19 protein-coding genes are annotated in these 16,415 nt (G+C 59.9%); all 19 read right to left on the bottom strand.

The annotated features are described in order from the left end of the window. Nucleotide 1: 1 nt before the first annotated feature. On the bottom strand, nucleotides 2-1,258 hold the full coding sequence (locus tag HKD27_RS10105; protein WP_194689419.1) for a hypothetical protein: 1,257 nt from the start codon (nucleotides 1,256-1,258) through the stop codon (nucleotides 2-4). Then, nucleotides 1,258-1,944: a hypothetical protein gene (locus tag HKD27_RS10100; RefSeq protein ID WP_194689420.1), complete on the bottom strand. Its 687-nt coding sequence runs from the start codon at nucleotides 1,942-1,944 to the stop codon at nucleotides 1,258-1,260. Before HKD27_RS10100 ends, HKD27_RS10105 begins: the two co-directional genes overlap by 1 nt. A gap of 4 nt (nucleotides 1,945-1,948) precedes the next feature. Beyond that, nucleotides 1,949-3,187 (bottom strand): hypothetical protein, encoded by a 1,239-nt coding sequence (locus HKD27_RS10095; protein ID WP_194689421.1) that lies wholly within the window; start codon nucleotides 3,185-3,187, stop codon nucleotides 1,949-1,951. A 42-nt stretch (nucleotides 3,188-3,229) separates the two neighbouring features. Next, a complete protein-coding gene (locus tag HKD27_RS10090) occupies nucleotides 3,230-4,369 on the bottom strand; it encodes a baseplate J/gp47 family protein (RefSeq protein ID WP_194689422.1) in 1,140 nt (379 codons plus the stop codon). A gap of 44 nt (nucleotides 4,370-4,413) precedes the next feature. After that, nucleotides 4,414-4,773: a phage tail protein gene (locus HKD27_RS10085; RefSeq protein ID WP_194689423.1), complete on the bottom strand. Its 360-nt coding sequence runs from the start codon at nucleotides 4,771-4,773 to the stop codon at nucleotides 4,414-4,416. Continuing rightward, nucleotides 4,770-5,393, bottom strand: coding sequence for a baseplate assembly protein (locus HKD27_RS10080; RefSeq protein ID WP_194689424.1), 624 nt, complete (start codon nucleotides 5,391-5,393; stop codon nucleotides 4,770-4,772). The genes HKD27_RS10085 and HKD27_RS10080 overlap by 4 nt, the downstream gene beginning before the upstream one ends. Further along, entirely contained in the window at nucleotides 5,390-6,451 is a 1,062-nt protein-coding gene (locus HKD27_RS10075) for a hypothetical protein (protein WP_194689425.1), read from the bottom strand. Before HKD27_RS10075 ends, HKD27_RS10080 begins: the two co-directional genes overlap by 4 nt. Next, nucleotides 6,448-6,657 carry a hypothetical protein gene (locus tag HKD27_RS10070; protein ID WP_194689426.1) on the bottom strand — a complete coding sequence of 70 codons (210 nt, stop codon included), beginning with the start codon at nucleotides 6,655-6,657 and terminating at the stop codon, nucleotides 6,448-6,450. Before HKD27_RS10070 ends, HKD27_RS10075 begins: the two co-directional genes overlap by 4 nt. A 7-nt stretch (nucleotides 6,658-6,664) precedes the next feature. Next, a complete protein-coding gene (locus HKD27_RS10065; protein WP_194689427.1) occupies nucleotides 6,665-7,579 on the bottom strand; it encodes a hypothetical protein in 915 nt (304 codons plus the stop codon). A gap of 18 nt (nucleotides 7,580-7,597) precedes the next feature. After that, on the bottom strand, nucleotides 7,598-8,455 hold the full coding sequence (locus HKD27_RS10060) for a hypothetical protein (protein ID WP_194689428.1): 858 nt from the start codon (nucleotides 8,453-8,455) through the stop codon (nucleotides 7,598-7,600). A 166-nt stretch (nucleotides 8,456-8,621) separates the two neighbouring features. Then, the gene (locus HKD27_RS10055; RefSeq protein ID WP_062455999.1) at nucleotides 8,622-8,939 is read right to left on the bottom strand and encodes a hypothetical protein; all 318 of its coding nucleotides are present in this window, start codon (nucleotides 8,937-8,939) and stop codon (nucleotides 8,622-8,624) included. After that, complete coding sequence (locus HKD27_RS10050; RefSeq protein ID WP_062496290.1) at nucleotides 8,936-9,361, bottom strand: hypothetical protein; 426 nt, start codon at nucleotides 9,359-9,361, stop codon at nucleotides 8,936-8,938. The genes HKD27_RS10055 and HKD27_RS10050 overlap by 4 nt, the downstream gene beginning before the upstream one ends. Further along, nucleotides 9,362-10,849 (bottom strand): phage tail protein, encoded by a 1,488-nt coding sequence (locus HKD27_RS10045; RefSeq protein WP_194689429.1) that lies wholly within the window; start codon nucleotides 10,847-10,849, stop codon nucleotides 9,362-9,364. 96 nt (nucleotides 10,850-10,945) lie between these two features. Further along, nucleotides 10,946-11,929 (bottom strand): hypothetical protein, encoded by a 984-nt coding sequence (locus HKD27_RS10040; protein WP_194689430.1) that lies wholly within the window; start codon nucleotides 11,927-11,929, stop codon nucleotides 10,946-10,948. 12 nt (nucleotides 11,930-11,941) lie between these two features. Continuing rightward, nucleotides 11,942-12,541, bottom strand: coding sequence for a hypothetical protein (locus HKD27_RS10035; RefSeq protein WP_194689431.1), 600 nt, complete (start codon nucleotides 12,539-12,541; stop codon nucleotides 11,942-11,944). Nucleotides 12,542-12,551: 10 nt separating this feature from the next. Continuing rightward, nucleotides 12,552-12,953, bottom strand: a complete 402-nt coding sequence (locus HKD27_RS10030) for a hypothetical protein (RefSeq protein WP_172492487.1) — start codon at nucleotides 12,951-12,953, stop codon at nucleotides 12,552-12,554. Nucleotides 12,954-13,007: 54 nt separating this feature from the next. Further along, nucleotides 13,008-14,387, bottom strand: coding sequence for a DUF4043 domain-containing protein (locus HKD27_RS10025; protein WP_194265012.1), 1,380 nt, complete (start codon nucleotides 14,385-14,387; stop codon nucleotides 13,008-13,010). 70 nt (nucleotides 14,388-14,457) lie between these two features. Continuing rightward, nucleotides 14,458-14,955 carry a phage scaffolding protein gene (locus tag HKD27_RS10020; RefSeq protein WP_231748116.1) on the bottom strand — a complete coding sequence of 166 codons (498 nt, stop codon included), beginning with the start codon at nucleotides 14,953-14,955 and terminating at the stop codon, nucleotides 14,458-14,460. A gap of 14 nt (nucleotides 14,956-14,969) precedes the next feature. Further along, nucleotides 14,970-16,388 (bottom strand): phage portal protein, encoded by a 1,419-nt coding sequence (locus HKD27_RS10015; RefSeq protein WP_194689432.1) that lies wholly within the window; start codon nucleotides 16,386-16,388, stop codon nucleotides 14,970-14,972. Nucleotides 16,389-16,415 lie beyond the last annotated feature (27 nt).

Raw genomic sequence — 16,415 nt, 5'->3', positions numbered from 1 at the left:
CTCAGGGCAGGAAGCGATAAAGCACACAGCCCTGAAACCCGGTGCCACCACTGGAAGACACGCCCTCAGCCGTTGCCGAGTAAGAACCGCCACCACCTGCGCCGTACCGCGTTGCAAGGCGCCCCCCCTGGTTGCCACAACGCCCGGCACCTCCCCAAGGGCCATCCCCACCATATCCGGAGAACGTATAGGCGTTGCACTGCCCGTCCCCACCAGAGGTTCCGCTCTGGTTCCAGATCGTGCCGCCAGAAGCATTACCGCCCACACCGCCCGCAGATCCGGTCGTGGAATAAAATGTTCCGCCCTGTCCACCTTCGGCCTGAAGGAGCGTCTGCCCGTTGTAACTCACCAAGGAAGTCCCGCCCGTCTGCTCGGACCCACCGCCACTTCCGACGGTAATCGCCAGACCATTCCCCTGCGTGGGGCTGACGGCATAGATACCCCAGGCATCTCCCCCACCGCCGCCACCGGCACCAGAAAACGCACCGGCAGTCGTCATCGACTGAGAAGCAGCCCCACCACCGCCACCGCCAATAACGCGCAGTTCTACCCGGGATGCCCATGCCGGAACGGAGACCGAGCCATTCACAGTCACCAGCGTCATGGGTTCCGTGCAGGCCTTGAGAAGAGCCTGCGTCGCCAGTTCCGGGATGGTCGGCCAGAAAACCTGTCCCGGCTGAACCGTCACACCTGACAGACTGGTCACCCCCTGTGGAACCGCAATCGTGTAAAGCGCCACGACACATCCGCCGGTGGGAGTAGAAGGCGGATTGGCAGCGGCGACCAGAGAAAAAACACCCGCCCGGCGCACCGGCAGCGCGCCACCGTCATTCTGGATTCCTGCCTGCGTCTGCGACGGATTGCTGGCATTGAAAAACGGTAGCACGGTGGGATCGGCATCCTGCTCGGAGCAGACTGCATAAACGGTATAGGTGTTGCCGCTCCCCGGAAGCGTAACGGTCTGCGATGTCGTGCTGATATACTGGCATGTGAGAGCCGTTGTATCCGCCGCAAGACCCCCGCCATTGCCGCCCAGACTGGTGGCATCCATGACGCCCGGCGCCAGGATCGAACCCGCCTCGACCGTCAGGCTCAGATCACTGGAGGATGCAGAATATCCCAGTCCAGACGCGGCCATGACATTCGGACCGTACAGCATGGACGCCAGGTTTCCGAAAGCAGCCTTGGTATAACGCCCGGCCCGCAGAAGATCCGTGTCGAGCGGGATGGATCCCGCATAAACGATTGCCCGGTCCATTAATTTTCCACCTTGATCCAGCCGGTAACGCCCATGGCCGCCGTCTGATCGACGGCGCGGCAGACTGTCGCCAGATCTGCGGCCTTTCCCAGCTGTGTTTCTACAAAGAACTGGCCACCCTGAAGGCTGCCGTAACGCAGGGCCGCCGCACCATAACCGTACCCCCCGCCCACAGCAGGCGCCGTTGCGCAGCCAAAGGCATGGCAGTCAGAAGCATTCAGGGTTTCAATGATGACCGGCTGCACACCGGTCGCCGCAACAATCGCATTCGTCACAGCCTGACGTGTGTTGCGTTCAGCAAACAGCGAAGCACTGATACGCTTGCGATAGACGGCATCCGTTTCGGAAGCCTGACGGACCAGACCGCTTTCACCGAAATAATCGTCCGCAGCCATGTCCAGAAACGCGCCGCTCATCGTCGCAAGACGCATCTGGGGGGAACACTCCAGCATCAGTTGCCAGATGCCAGCCAGGACAGTGCCAAACCCGCGCAGAAGAGCCGCCAGTACCGGTGCGGCCTCTTCATCCAGCCCCTGAGGTTCTGAAGGAAACCACCCCTTGGGCAAAAGACGCCGGAGCCGGCCTGCGAAATCATCTATCGAACCGGGAGCCGGTCCCGTATCGAAAAGGATGCTTCCATCCGATGCCCGGAGAATATCCCGGCCTTCGTCATAAAGAATACCCATCCGGTCATCCCCCAGCCTGGCTGGGGCTCATCAGCGGAATACGATAATCGGCACCATTGACATTGATATGGAGAAAGCCGCCATCTGCTACAGTCGGCATCGTACCTCCGGCTCCAGTGACCGGTGACGTGATCTGAAGCTCACCTCCGCTTGCAGGGAAAAGTCCCAGATTTCCGGAACCTCCCGTCCCTTCCTGCACATACAGACCCGCTGCCTGCGTCCCGGATCCAGCCTGAACCTGAAGCGCATTGGTCGGGCTGGCCATGCCGGCAATCGAGAAGAGTGTTTCCCCCTCGATATTGCCAAACAGGATCCCGTCATTGGTAAATTCCTGCCGCGTGCCGCTGGTGCGTTCCGTCACCGTGGAACGGACAAATGCTCCCACATTGGCACCTGCCACCCCGGAAACGGTCTCGGGCGTATGCCACTCGACAGCATGATTCCGCGCCAGCGAAACAGCCGATGCATATCCGGAATCCTTTCCATCCGTTCCCGTCAGGGACTGGGCCCCAAAAACGATACCCGTCTGCCAAGAGTTCGGATTGGAAACGAATACTATTCCTGCCGCAGCATCAGACGTCCCCGACGTCTGCCCGCCACCCGCGCCAAGCTGAATTCCATACACGCCACCACCAACATTCGGCGCATAAGGGGTGGATTGCCCCACCGCAAGGCCACCGAAATTGACGGCCTCAAGTTCCATCCCGAATGTCGGCTGGTAATCCACCCCTGCCATCCGCCACGCTTCACCGTAATAGGCGTAGGCGGTCGTGGTGGTAGGATTAGACGTATCGTCGGAAATCCCCCAGGACGCCACTCCGATGGAGCTTGGCTGAAACCCCAGAACCGAAGAGCCCTTCACCGCATCCGACGTCCGCGATCCCGCGACGAACGCACTGTTGCCGAACTGCGCAACCGACGCGCACTGGGCATCCTGCAAGGCCCAGGGACCAATGGACGTCGCCGCCATGGTCTCCGACAGCCAGTCATTTTCCGAAGAACTGGCCCGGTCACTCAGAGCAGGATTTTCCGCCGCAACACCCACCAGAAGCCGGTCCGCAAAACGTTTTACCTGCGCACCCTTGTCGGCATAGAACTGACCACTGGCCGAAACGGTGACAGGAGCTTCAGTTACCTGCGCCACAGTCGCCGTCACTGTCCGTGTTCCGCTGGCATCCGCCAGAACAAGAACCTCTTCTCCCGTCAGGGATTCGAGTTTCGGATATGTATTAAATACCGCCATGAAAATTCCTCATCCCTGCCAATGGATCCAGATTCCGGATCCTCAGCCCTGGGTGACATTGATCTGAATGCTTCCAACCACGAGCGCCTGATTGCCGTTGGCAGGAATATCAGCCTGCCCTCCATTGAGACGGACATTCAGAACCGACGTCACGGAGATCCCGGCCCCCGCATAGGCTAGGTAGGAAAGACGGCTGTACGGATATCCGGCCCCCACGGTCATCGCGGCAATATCTTTCGACACGACAGACTGAATGGCGCTTTCTGCCTGCTGAACCGAAACGGAAGACGGCACCACAACATCCATGGAAACATCCACCGTCAGAACCTGGGGCGCCTGCAAACCAAAACCGACCCCCAGGGCCCGAACAGAATCAATGACCTCATAGACATTCGACAGCAGTTGATCCGAAGGCACCCCACTTCCGTCATTGACCACAGCCGTAAAGTATCCGCTCCGCGCAACACCCGCCGCATCGAGACCATCCCGGAGCGAATAACTCAGATCCGTCTGGACATTGGCAATGGCGTTCCCCACTGCGGCCCGACTGGCAGACGCCTTTGCCGCCAGCCAGAGCGGAAAACGCGCCCTCAACTGACTATCCGTCTCCTGGTCGGAGCCATTCAGGAAAGGCGCCGTATTCGTCACGGTATCCAGCCCCGAGACCGCCGTTCCCATCAGGCAAATCGCACCGACCGAGACATTTCCGACCGCCCCCGCCACTTGGCATGAAACAGGCACAGACAGCGTCGTCACACCTGCCTCACGAACATATCCGCCAGCAGATGCGGACCATGTCGGCAAGGACTGATCCTGCGTCACGACAAAGGATATCCCCCCCACAGTGCGCACAATCACCCCCGGCGGAACAACCGCCGACTGCTCGCTGGCCATAAAGGACGTAAACGTCACAAGCCCTGTCGCCGGCGTCCCCGGCAGACGGGTCATGCCAAAATCATTGACGAAACTGTCACAGTCTGCCCCCGTCGATGTCGCCAGACGGGTCCGCAACAGCGACTGCAATACCAGATACTGCAACCACAATCCCACCCCGCCGACACCTTCCATAAGCGCCCTCACAGGCGATCCGATGGAAACGTCCAGCAATTGGGAACATGAGGCCTGCGCCGTTGTCACTGCAGCCGAAACAGTCGTGGAAAAGGAACGTAAGGAGAGAGACATCGCATCCTCTTGGAGCGGTTCAATACTGTGCCGCTCTCATCATTTCAGTAGGAAAAAGACAGGCTCTGCTGCTGACCGGATGCTGCATCGACATAGGACACGTCGCAGCTGCAGACACCGCCGCCCTCATCCGTCACAGTCACTGTCACGGCCTGCGATGAATCCACCCCGGCATCTGCCTGAACCTGCGCCCGGATGACAGATTCCATCGCTTCCGGCGCAATGACCTGACCAACCATGAGTGGCAGCCCCACCCCGTAATCCAGCTGCCAGATATAATCCCCCGGAACAGTCAGCAAACGCCTCAACAGACTCTGTCTCGTCAGCTCCGTGCCAGAGACCGTCTGAAGCGTGCCGGAGTTCAGAACCAGATCGTTCCCGAAAACATGTGAAAGAGCGATCATCCAAGCGGTCCTTCCGTCTTCTGACTTCCCAGCAGATGGACATGCCCATTCAGCGAATGCTGATCCGTACGCACATCCCCTCCCGAAACCGCCAACCCGGCGGATGTCAGGGTCATGCTTGTCCCACCAACAGAAAAACTGATTTCCCCATCCTTCAGAACAATCCGTGCATTTCCCGCACCCGCCGCCACACCAGCAGACCCGACATGCAGCCAGCCCGCTCCCGAAGACGTCGGCCCGAAAGCGCCTGACGAGGAAAGCGGCGGACGGCCACATCCCCCTTTGACAAGCAGTTCGCCAGGCTGCGCAACAGCTCCGGTAAGAGGAGACACAGGCGCCATCACCACCGTGTCAAACACACATCCCGTCACCACAAGATGCTCTCCGTCCCCCTCAACAGGCTGAAGAACAACATGCGTTCCAGGAGAAGACGGACACGCAATCCGCAGATCTCCCGCATGCACCCCGCCAGCATCCGGAATCCAGCCCGTTTCCACGTTTTCAGGCTGGATCCGGACTTTTACGGCATGATTGACAGGATCGACGGCTGAGACGATTCCAAACATCGTATGCGCCGTCCTGCCTTGAAGGGCAGCGGCATCAAAACGGGCATCACTCACATCCCACCTCCGCGATCCCTCAGAACAACCTGCTGCACAAATCCCTGCTCCACGGAAAACCGGGAGATCACCTGATCAATCCCCAGGGTCTTTTCCCCATTTCCCGTTACGACAGTCATGTAGTTTCTTGGCGCAATACCCGGCACACCCGGAATCCTGATCCGCACAGACAACGCATGCGCCGCAATACGTGCATGCTTGCCACGCGCCAGCCTTTGCAACTCGTCCAGCCGACGCCCGGGAACACGAAAGGTATGGATACTGGCATTTCCAGACGGGGCGTCCTGAGAGAACGAAACGCCATCATAATAAATCTGCGTCGTACTTCTCTGACGTGAATCCCACGACGCCATGTGCACAACCACACCAGACAGAAGCTGCAGATCCCGCGCAACACTGGTTTCAAGAACCGCGTTCCGCATGTCTGTCACCTGCCCACCCGTATCGGAAGAGGAGTCCAGTGGCTGGCAGACAAGAGATGTTCCACTGGCGTAAAGATCGCAAAAGGAATCCCGGGCAATCGTGAACGCAAGATCCGCCGCCGTCTGAAAACGATGCTGCCCCATGAGAGCACCGCGCTTATGCTCGATCTGCCAGAACTGACCCGCCATAAGCGTAGCCTGATCAGAGGGCAGTGCAATCGCCGCATCCAGGCCTGCGGCCTGCGCCATGATTTCCAGCAATTCCTGCTGGGTATGGTTGAGCCACGCATCCTGAACCCGCAGATCCATCAGAGCCGCCAGCGCATCCCGGCATTCCATTTCCAGACAGGCATGCTCGGCCGCATATTCAATATGGTCGATCCGGCCTTCAAACAGCGTAGTCCACGAAGACGAAACGCTCTGCATATCCCGCATCTGGAGGATCACCCACTTCCGGGCAGGTTGCTCCGTCTCAAACCACAAAGCCTGCTGCGCCTGATCCCTAACGGCAAAACGCAGCGATGCGACATCACAAGCTTCATACCGGTTTGCATCAATCTCGAATTGCAGAAGCGCCAGAACCGGATCAACCTGCCCATCAAAAAGAACTTGGACTTCCAGGTTTCTGACGCTCATTCCAACACCCCGTCAGGCAAACCCGATACCAGATCACTCTCGACTGCCGGCACCTTGAGCACGACAGTTTCGGAAATCCATCCCAGATCCAGATCCGTCATCCCGTTAACCTGCGCAATCCTCCACCATTGAGAAGCATTCCCAAGCTCACGCGCGGCCACATGAAACAGGGAAATATCCGCAGCACTGACAATTATATCCTGCATCAGGTCCTCATGCGAAAACGGACGGCAGAGACGTCGATTGCCCCTGCGCCACAGCAACATTCGCCGCAGAGCGATTCACCAGACTGCCCGCATCAGCCGCAGCGCTCAGAAGCGCCGCGTTCTGTCCCAAAGCGTTCAGTGAAACACTGTTGACCGGCTGAATGGCTTCAACATTCTGCCCGGCTCCGGTCAGAATGGACTGCAACCCACTTCCCGCATTTTCCAGCCCCCCGGCAACAGAGGTCAGCGCGGAAGGCACCGTAGCGAGATTCATACCACTCTGCGCCACGCCGTTGACCGTCCCCAGAGCATCCGTCACCTTCGAGGCAAAACCCCCGGCACCAACAAGCGTCGCCAGCGGCATGACCTGCCCGACAACCGAAGACACCTGCCCCACCGCCGTAAAAACCCCTTCGGAAACATCCGAAACCACGCTGGAAAAACTGTCGAGAGCACTCCCGACATCGTCTCCCAGCACTCCGGACAGGGTTCCGGAAGTCTGTACAGCCGTCGTTTCCTGTGGTCGCTCAAGAACAAGCGTATAGGAACAGACAGCGCCTTTTGCCTGGTAAACGTAATGAAACTGGGCAATCCAGACCTGCACAGACAGCCCGGCCGCCGAAAAGGCAACCTGCTGCCCTGCCATCCGCATGCGCTCGACCGCCTGCGCCCGCATCTGCGCATCCGGCCCAAGAAAGCGCCCTTTCAGCTCCAGACGCCCCGGATCGTTGCCGAGCGCATCAACAACACGCCCCCCCCCCGGAAGACGATGCACAACCAGCATCTGCCGACCGCCAACCTGAAGCGTATCGGGAACTTCAATTCCCGTCAGAACCAGATTTCCCAGTATGACAGGAGATGATGATCCCAGCCGCCCCACGGCACCAATGACATTTTCGATGTCGGAAAGACCAATACCCATCGGGGAACATCTCCTCTGTCAGAAAAATCCGATACTTCGGCCCGGATACTGAGGCTGCATGATTTCATCCACGCCCCCGCCAGAACGTCGCGCCGCCAGACGGGCTCTGCGATTGCCGAACGAGAAATCATCACGGCTCATCTCGTGATCCACATCACCACTCACAGTGTTCATGTCGTGATAATTCCGGAGCGCCGGAAAGGCTGGAAGCGCGTCATGTCCCCGTCCGGCTCCTTCAGATGATGGCGCGTAAACAGTCTGTTTCCGCACTGGCGGAATACAGGCCGAACCTTCATCCGCCCGTACTGCCCGGCGAACCACAGGAGACACACCCGCCGCACCAGGCCTGCTGCGCCTGACAGGCAATGCGCGCTCGATCATTCCCCCCCGACCGGGGGATACCGCCGCTCGTCCGACATCAGCAGCAGCCCGTTCCCGCGCCATCCCAATCCGCCCCGACTTTGCATCCAGTCGCCCTTCCCGTTTCGGAAAAGCAGTCATCTCATGCAAAGCCGCACGTATTCCCGCTTTTTTTGCAACAACGGAAAAAGGCTTCAAAGAAAGATCTGGTCGCAGGATCCGCACCGCCCGCTGTTTTTCCCGCACGGGAAACAACACCGAATGAAATACTCCACCCGATTTACGAACAGGCGCAATCTCCTGGATACCCCCTCTTCTTCGAAAGCCGCCACTCCGCACCGTCCTTCCGGAAACCAGAGGCCCCCTGGTGCGCGACGGCACGATCCCAGCCTGTTTTTTCAACCGTGGCACAGCCGCAACCGGAAACGACCGATGCGCCCATGCTAACTCTCTGGAAGAAGCTGCAAAAAACGTCCTGACCGAGAGAAGAGACCGCCAGATGTGCTCCCGCATCATATCTCTCCCCGATAACCCATCATGTTCCAGTCAAAACAGTGCCCTTCCCGCTCTCCGGTAATGACACACGCAGCCAGACGCCGCGCTCTCGACCATCCTCGCAAAACATCCCACGGCACCCCGTGATCCAGCAGATACAGCATCTCCTGGAACCCGGAGTGCCGGCTCAGTTTTTTGCGACGTCCCGAAGATCCTCATCCGCATCACGCTCGAACAGCGGCGTCAGCGCGGCAATCCCGGCCTTTCCGACGCGACGCGCCAGATCGCGGATTTCATCCTTTGTCTGCGGCATCTGAACCGGCACACCATCAATCGCGGTCACCGAACAGATCATCTCCGCATAACCAAGCCAGGCAGATGCCGAGGCCCCGTTGATCGCACTGCCAGCCGCCTCGATCAGATCCAGCATATCTGCCGGATCAATCTCGCGCAGCGTCAGACGCCGGTTGTCGGACAGAACAACTTCCTGCGGAAAATCACTCACGAAATCTTCGTCCTCGTAGAAGCAAAGAACTGAACCGTCTGATGGATCATGTGGTCCGCCTGCCAGGGATCACTCTTCAGCTGCATGGAGACATTGCTGAATTCCCAGGTACTGGTCGTCCCATCCGGTTCGGTCACGTACTGATAGACCGTCCCACTTCCGACCGTCCCTGCATTCCAGTATGCGGCTTCGACAGCAGCCACCAGATTATCCAGTGCCGCATTGGCGCGGGCAATCTGGAATGCCCCCCGCCAGCCATTGGGAACATTGAACTCCAACGGCACCCCGTTCAGCGGATTTGCGCGCAGGGCCTGCGTTTCCTGGGCCGCACTGAAAGACGTGACATCCCGCAGATCAACCCGCTGACCATTCCACAGAACCGTAATCCGGCAATCCCGGCCAATGCTGTATGGATTTGCCATTTAGCCGACACTCCCCGATGCAGAGGACACGGTGACAGACGCACCACCCTGCAGATTGACGATGAATTTCTCGTTGATGCCTTGGTAGCGAACCGCCACATCCGCCTGCACATAGCCCAGCGCCGTGCGGGACTGCGGGTTATTGCTCGAATCACAGACCACACTGTAAGGCAGCTCACCATTCTGAACGCCCAGGATCCCCTGCGACAGCAGCGACGACAGAAAACCCAGAAGCGTCGAACGGATATCGCTGAACAGCGTGTCGTTGATCACCTCACCGACATAAGCGCCCATGCCACCCGCAAGCGAAGACGCAATATAGTTCGTCAGGCGCGTATAATTGTCGCCATTCATGGTGCTCTTGCTGGACGAATTATGCCCACAGCGCACCGCCCAGTAAGTGCCACCCGGCGCCGGATTGCAGATCACATCAATCCCAGCCGTAAACAGCATTGACAGTTCAGCCGTGGAATAGGTCGCACTGCTGCCCGTCAGACCCGCCTTCTGGCTCCCCACGATCCCCGACAGCGCCTTGTTCAGACTGGACTGCTCCGGCGAAAGAGCGGCCAGCCTGCCCCCTGCAAATGCCTGCGGGCTGACCAGCATCATGCCGTTGGTATCATCATTCCACCACAGCCAGTCACCGAACATCAGCTTGACCGACGCCGCATCCAGCCCACTCGCAGCCTTGACTGCAATCGCATTCGTCACCGTATCGGAAGCCAGCCCGACAGCGATCATATAGACCCCTTCGGACGTCCCGAAAGCCGCCTGCGCCGTATAGGACGTACTGTCCGTGACACCATGCAGCAGCGCCACCGCACAGCCCTGCCCGCGCAGCGCATACATACCGGTCCGCACCATACTGTCCTGCCCGATGAACTGAGCCGTCGTCGGCACACCACCATCCGTACCGCCCGAAAGCGTCACGCTCGCTGCGGCCACAGCCGGAACCGTCTCCGGAAGCACGACCTTCACCAGCGCATTCAGATCCTGCGCCACAGCCGTCGCAATGGCCGACCAGTCCGCCCCCGCATAGGTCGCCGCCCCCAGATCCACATGCGTGACCGCAAGCGCATATCCGGAACCCGTAGCCGTCACAGCCGCCACGATGCCATTACCCACGCTACCCGTATGAACAGCCTGGATTGTCACGCCATCCAGCGTTCCGGATGCCGCCACATCCGTCCCGTCCGTCACCCGGACGACAACAAAAGACGATGCTTCCTGCATCACGGCGATATTGACCGCCAGACCTGCATCTGTCGTTTTGTTCTGCTTGGCGCCGAACGCCGCGACATAGTCGCTCATGCCCCCGATCGGCAGTGGCATCCCCACAGGACCCCAGCCCGCAGTGCCCACAATGCCCAACTGCGAAGACGATGCTCCCGCCAGGGCCAGCGTCTGCGGCTGGGCGATCTGCACATAAAGATTTGGCACGGTCAGTGCCGTGGTATTCAGCGTTCCCGCCTGATAGACCAGAGACATCCCCGGATCGCTCTCCAAAATGCAGAAAGCGGGCGCTTCCGACAGAAGCCACCCGCTTTCCTGATGAAATTTCAGCGCTTTGACTCAGCTTCTGCGTCAGGCAGCAGCGACCACTGTCCCGAACTGATCAACCCCCAGCCCCGGATAGGCCGTAGCAGCAGCCTGCGCCGCCACCACCGCCTGCATGGCGTCCAGAGCCGCCGTTACCGTCTGGTTCGTTCCCCCGGGAGCCAACTCCCCGAAAGACATCGCTGCCCCGTCATCTCCAGAGAGGTTCCCGATGCCGCACAACATTTCGGAAGCCCACTGCACCTGAAGGGTGTCAAAAACCAGCTCATAGAAATAATCCCGCCGATACAACGCCTCGTTCTGCATCGTGTCGACATCTTCCACGCTCTGGAACCGGAGCTGAGCCTCCCGCCCGTCCAGAGTGCTGATCCAGCTCTGCTCCGCCAGCGCCGTATCCAGAACGGACGCCAGTGTCTCCCGCGCCGTCGCATCCGCAGTCCAGATCGAAACCCGATAAAGCTGCGCCTGCCGCCGCGTCACCCGAACCGACTGCCCATACCCACCGGCATGACCGTTCAGAACCCGCCCCGGCACACGGACAGTCGCCCCGCTCGCCACACCATCCGTCAACGCCGCCGCCAGAGCCGCCGCAACCGTCGCAGGCGTATCCTGCGCCGTCACCGCATAAGCTGCGGAAGGAGATCCCCCATGCGGCATGTCATCCAGCCAGACCGCCACCACACCCGCAGGCGTGGATGTCCCCGAAAAGACGATTTCAACCGTCCCATCCGCAACGACAACCCCGACCGTAGGCTCAACCTTCTGCTGCACACGCCAGGGCCGTCCAAGAGGTTCAGCCCATTCCGGCATTTTCCGGGGCGCCATGGTGACCGTGACGAAATCAATGTTGTTGCGGATGTTCTGTGCCGCAAAAAGATCGCTCGGCAACAGCCATCCCCGCCGCAGCACCACCTGCCGCCCCGTCACCGAAGATCCCGACAGACCCGCCGGATAAAGGATCTGCACACAGTTATAGGCCAACGCCAGCCCGACCTTGGAGGCATCCGTCATTCTTATCCTCCCTCAGACCTGCTGAAGCGACATGGTACACCGGATCCCGAACCCGGAAGTTTCCACCGCATTAACCGTATAAGTCGTGCCCAGATCGGTTGTGACCGTCATGTAAGGCGTCAGCACCACCCCAGGCAGAAGCGGAAGATACATCACGGACTGTCCCGGACGCGTCGCTCCCGGAATCCCACTGCCCGCAGACTCCCCTTTCGCCCGCATGATAACGGCCACCGGACAGTCCGAGACCAGCGTCTCCACCGTTCCCGTCACTCCGCTGACCGTCACGGTCCGGCTGCACACCACACATAAAGGCGGCCGCAGAGGCTCCACGGACGCGACAAAATAGGTCCGCCCGTTTGCTACAAGAATATCAGCAACCTGCGTATCATCCCGCCGGTCGGTCAGGACATATTCGGTCGGAATGCCCCACCCGATCGGCCGTGCAAACGAAAACCCTGCATCGACGTCAAAAGCCAGCATAGGCTGCGCATAAAGGGTTTCCATCGGCAACAGACCGCCCGAAGGACGATACTGTTCCCCCAAAGCGCCCAGAACGGCCGCCGCCTTCGCATACCCTCTGGAGAGCCTGGCCGCGATCATTGCCTGCTGCACACAGCCCTCCTCAAACCACGATCGCCCGGCCGTCCTGCAACTCCAGCCCGCCAGCCACCCCCAGAAACGCACACAGACGCCTCCGCCACAGCGTAAACAGCATCACCCGGTCCTGGACTTCCCGACCATTGTGATACCAGCCCGCCGCCCGCGCCGTGTCCAGATTGTCCGACGACGCCGTAATCGCCGTTTCCAGCGGATAAAGCTGCGCCAGATAAAGCCGGATCTGCTGAAGCTCCGCCCCGGACAGACAGTTCATCCGCCATTCCAGCGCCCCTTCCACCTGAAAGAAACGCCAGGATTCCTGATTACCCTCCCGCGACCCGATCGCGGGATAACCACAGAACCGGCGGATATCCATTTTCTCTCCTTCCGAGAGAATATCCGTCGATAAACCAACCGTTCCGGACATGTCATTCTCCCCGCAAGAGAGGCCCCCGCCTTATAGACAGGGGCCGGAAAAACCTCAGAACGTCAGACCAAGCGCATCCGTGCCAAGGCTCTCGATCACGACACCACGCTTGAGATAACTGTTCGTCGCCGTCGGAATGACCGTCATGTCGGCCGTTACGTCTGTCGGCAGCGCAAAACCACCAATCCAGTACCAGGACTGCGCGATAATCTGACGCAGACGATCCAGCGGCTCACGCGTCACCATCGCCACGCTGTCCACCATCTCGATCAACGCGCGCTCGGAATCCGGAATATCGGAATGACCTGTCAGAGCGCAGTCGCCTTCGATCAGCGCCCCCTGACCCAACAGAAGCGCACGATGAATGGAACCGGAACCCAGAGACGCCTGCTGCGGTGCTTCCGTCGTCGGGATGAAGCGCACACCCAGAAGCTCTATCACCTGACCGGAACGATACTCTTCCGAACCATAAGCACCACGGTACAGATGCTTGAAATCCGGATCGCGGAACAACGAGAGAAGCTGCAGATCATCCAGGTAACAGTGATACGCACCATTGATCATCGGCACATTGTTACGCCGCAGCGTCGCCACACCGGCCAGCACCTGCTGGATGCCCAGCGTATCCGCCAGACCACTCGAGCTTGCCGTCTGCAGTGCCGCCGTTGTCAGACGCCCGTTCGGACGGATCACCAGCGGCGCCGTGGAGGCCACAACCGCCTGACCTTCCGTCCCATCCGCAACCGATACGGACGCCGAGAACGTCATCTGACCCGAAACACCGCCCGGCGCTGTGGACACATTCGTCGCATCCGCCGTCACACTGACAAGGGTGTAAACATCCCCGCCCACCGTCACGGTCATACCATTGGTCGCGCTGATCGGCGTCACCTGACCATTCACGATCACGGACTGGAAACCGCGAATATCGTCCACAGCAATGGTGTCGCCAGCACTGCCCAGCGTTGCCGTCACACGCGTATTGCCGCCCAGATAGCCACCCACACCATTCTGCGCACCTCCAAACAGCGTATTGCGTGCCAGACGGTCCAGAGACTGCATGGCCTGCACACCATTGGTGTTGGCATTGGCCAGGAACTGCGACGCAATCCCCACGCCACTCGTGACCATGTTCAGGTCGATCGTATCGCCATACTGGTTGATGGACAGCGTATACTGCTCGATCGACCAGCCGGACGGGCTCAGACCGTTATCGAAATTCGTATTGCCCGTCGGGTTCAGCGGCGTCGTCACCGGAGCCTTGAGGCTTTTGCGGGTTTTCGTCAGCGTCTCACCGATGGCATTCGGGAACACTTCACGATCGGCAACCTGCCGGAAACCCAGTCGGGATTTCAGACCATTCTCGAATTCGCGGGCCAGAAAACCCTGCTGAATGGCGGCCTGAAGCTGAACAGGAAAATTATCAATGCTCATGTGTTTTTTCCGTAAATGTGTTTTCTGAACCCGGCCTGCCATCAGACCCGGTCAAATATCGTCCCGGACCTCAGCCCTGGGCCAGAAACTGCCATTTGCGCGCTTCATAATCCGCTTCGCTGACGGCGCGCGCATTGAACGGTTCGATGCCGCCCGGACGTGGCGCTGCCTGCCCGACGGTGGTCCCGCTCGAATATCCGGGCCGCAGCACCTCGCCGAACAGATAGGCCCGCTCCTGACGGGCCTGCTGCAAAGCCTCGGCCACACCGACCACGGAACCATCCTCGCCCCGGTTGATCCCTTCCAGATCAATCAGCCGCACGACATCATCAGGATTATGCGCACCATTGCGGATCGCCTCCGCCCGAAGCGCCGCCACAATGACTTCCCGGTCACTGTCCTCCCGTACCCGGGCCAGCGCTTCCTCATGACTGCGCTGAAGCGTCTCCTGTCGCGTCACAACCTCCGTCATTTCCTGACGGACCGCCTCAACCTCGCTCCGCGCTTCATTCAGCGCCTGACGCAGAGCCTCCACATCCTCAATGGTGTCATCAGTTCCGGACATCATTCCCCCGTCAACACTCATGCTTGTTCAGAAGCACACCACTGCTCCAGCATTTTCCATTCCGTATTCGGATCAGAATTTCCCGATGCCATCGCAAACATCCGAACCGCCGTCTCACGGCTCAGAATTCCATTGGAGACCGCCGTCACCAGACCCTGCGTCAGTGACAGCAGCTCCGGATCGGTAGACGGAAACCATGCCGGCCACCGCAAACTCATGCGGCAGTACGGCAGGTCCTTGACCAGCGTTCCCCCGATCCGCAGTCCGTTTTCCAGAACACAGGAAAACCGGCACGCCATCCGGTAAATCGAGAGGAGCGCTCCCTCACCATAGGAATGCCGCAGACGATCCACCAGCCAGATCAGCGGCTGACACATCATCTCCATGGCCTTGCCCGACTGCGCACCGCCAACCCGGTCGCCATGCGCCCGGTTGCCATGCAACTGCTCAAGCACCACCAGACGCAATTCCCGATAATGATCGAGCACCGCCCCCGCCGCATTCCCGTTGATTTCCAGCAACTTGGCATCACCCTCAGGCGGAAGTGTCAGCGCCGAAGCCGCGCCCCCCTGATGCGCCACCCCGTCGGAAAACCCACCCGTCTTCAGGACCAGGGTCGGATCAGACCCGTATTTCAGCCCGCGCCCGGCCTGAGACAGCAGATAATCCGCCTCGATGACCGTATCGATGGCGCGCTCAAACGTGCATTCACCTTCCGGATCACGCCCGTAAGGTCCGCCCAGATTGCGCGTCCACACAATCGGAACAAACCCCAGCCCATGCCGCACGGACCGGCTCTCGTCGCGGACCCCGCCATCCATCCCCACAAGCCAGGGTACGGAAACCGCACAGTCCAGAGGCGTCCAGATCCGCTGCCACCAGAACTGCGCCCCCAGAAGCTCATCCGCAATCGGATAGCCCTGCGCCGCCAGATCCCGCCCCCGGACCAGAAACCGCTCCTCAACCCGAAGCAGCTCCCCCGTCGCATCATCCCAGAACGGCGTCAGATACGCCGTCTCCAGAACTGAGAGTTTCGGAACCCCGGCCGAGACCTCGAACAGGATCGCAACCGACCCCACCGAACCCAGTCGCGCCGCTTCCATAAGAAGTGACGCCAGCCGGGTCTGCGACGCGAACGCGCTCAGGGCATGCGCCACCCGCGCATCATCCGTCACCAGACCCGGCCAGTGCGTATCCCCGAACAGCAGCGACACCGACTCATCCACGACCGTCCGGCACAAATTCGTGCGAACAGAAGGACGTCGGCTGGACAGCGGAATATATTCCCCCGCCCCAGACTTCTCCATCGAGAACGGATGCGGCAGCGCATCATACTGCGTTCCATCCAGAACACGCTTGAGCGCCAGCAGCCGCGCCGTCCGCGCGGACGCACCCGCGGGAACAGCGTAACGCTGTTGCAGGGACAACCAGTCCATGTGTTCTCCATTGTTTCAGGCCGCCAC

Source organism: Gluconobacter sp. R75690, assembly GCF_015244525.1.
Lineage (GTDB): Bacteria > Pseudomonadota > Alphaproteobacteria > Acetobacterales > Acetobacteraceae > Gluconobacter > Gluconobacter potus.
Note: the sequence above shows the minus strand (reverse complement) of the source record. Positions and strands in the feature narration are given on the sequence as shown.